Raw genomic sequence first — 1178 nt, 5'->3', positions numbered from 1 at the left:
ACCGGCTGATCTGGTTGGTCATCGGGCTGGCCTTGTTTCGCAACGAGCCGGTATGGCACATCGTGCGCCAGTTGGGCTTGGCGTTGGACAGCGAGACACGCGTGGTACCCGTACCGAGCGCGACGGTGCAAGGGCGCCAGCGGCTGGGCGAAGCGCCGTTGGCGCATCTGTTCGATCAGATCAGCCGTGCATGGTGCGCCGCGCCGCTTCCTGCGACCGGACTATTCCAGGGACTGCGCCTGCTCGCTGTCGATGGCTGTGGTGTGGTCGACGCAAGATACCGCCGAACATCGTGACGTCTTCGGTGGCGGTCATTCGCAACACGGCGAAGGGAGCTGGCCGCAGGTACGCGCGGTCTGTCTGATGGACGTCCATACCCATCTGATCCGCGCGGCAGCGTTTGGGGCCTACACCACCGGCGAGCTCAGCTATGCCCACGACCTGAGGGCGGCCGCGCCCGACCATTCCCTGACGATCTTCGATCGCGCCTACTACTCGGCTGCCTTCCTGTGGGCTTGGCAGCAGGCCGGCGAACAACGTCATTGGCTGATGCGGGCCAAGAGCTCACTGCGCTACGAGGTGATCCGTCCGCTGGGCGAAGGCGACGTCTGGGTGCGGCTACCCGTCTCGCCGCAAGCGCGCCGGCAACATCCCCACCTGCCAGCGTTCTGGGAGGCGCGATTGATCATCTGCCCGTCCGGGCGACGCTACCTGACCTCGCTGGCCGATCCGATCCGCTACCCCGCCGACCAAATCGCCGCGTGCTACCGCGAACGCTGGGAGATCGAACTGGGCTTTCGGGAGATCAAACAAGGCATGCTCGCCAGCGACACTGTCTTGCGTAGCAAACGTCCAGCCATGGTGCGCCAGGAAGTGTGGGGCATACTGATCGCCTACAACCTGCTGCGCCGGGAAATTCATCAAACGGCGCAAGAGCTGGACGTACCGCCGACCCGGCTGAGTTTCCAGGGGTTCACTCAGGCCATCGTGGCCGAACTGCGATACGCCCCACGGGAAACCCCCGGCGCCTTTCCCAGGCGACTGGCCAGGCTTCGACAGCAAGCCCGTGTCTATCTGTTACCCGCACGACGACAACGATCATGTCCCCGTGAACTCAAGCGGCGACCCCAGAAATACCCCACGAAAAATGCCAGTCGGCTTAACTGACTGGCATTAGG

2 protein-coding genes are annotated in these 1178 nt (G+C 64.0%); both read left to right on the top strand.

Features of this window, described 5'->3' with window-relative positions; all coding sequences use genetic code 11:
- Positions 1-296 (top strand): transposase domain-containing protein (locus AC1Q5A_RS16590; RefSeq protein ID WP_492702575.1); only part of this gene is annotated, 296 nt, incomplete at its 5' end.
- A complete protein-coding gene (locus tag AC1Q5A_RS16585; protein ID WP_492702573.1) occupies positions 253-1167 on the top strand; it encodes an IS4 family transposase in 915 nt (304 codons plus the stop codon). The genes AC1Q5A_RS16590 and AC1Q5A_RS16585, both read left to right, overlap by 44 nt.
- The last annotated feature ends 11 nt before the right edge of the window (positions 1168-1178 follow it).

The organism is Rhodanobacter sp. GW835-FHT13D09, from assembly GCF_058793995.1.
The sequence above is the reverse complement of the archived record's forward strand: the minus strand, read 5'-3'. Positions and strand labels throughout refer to the sequence as shown.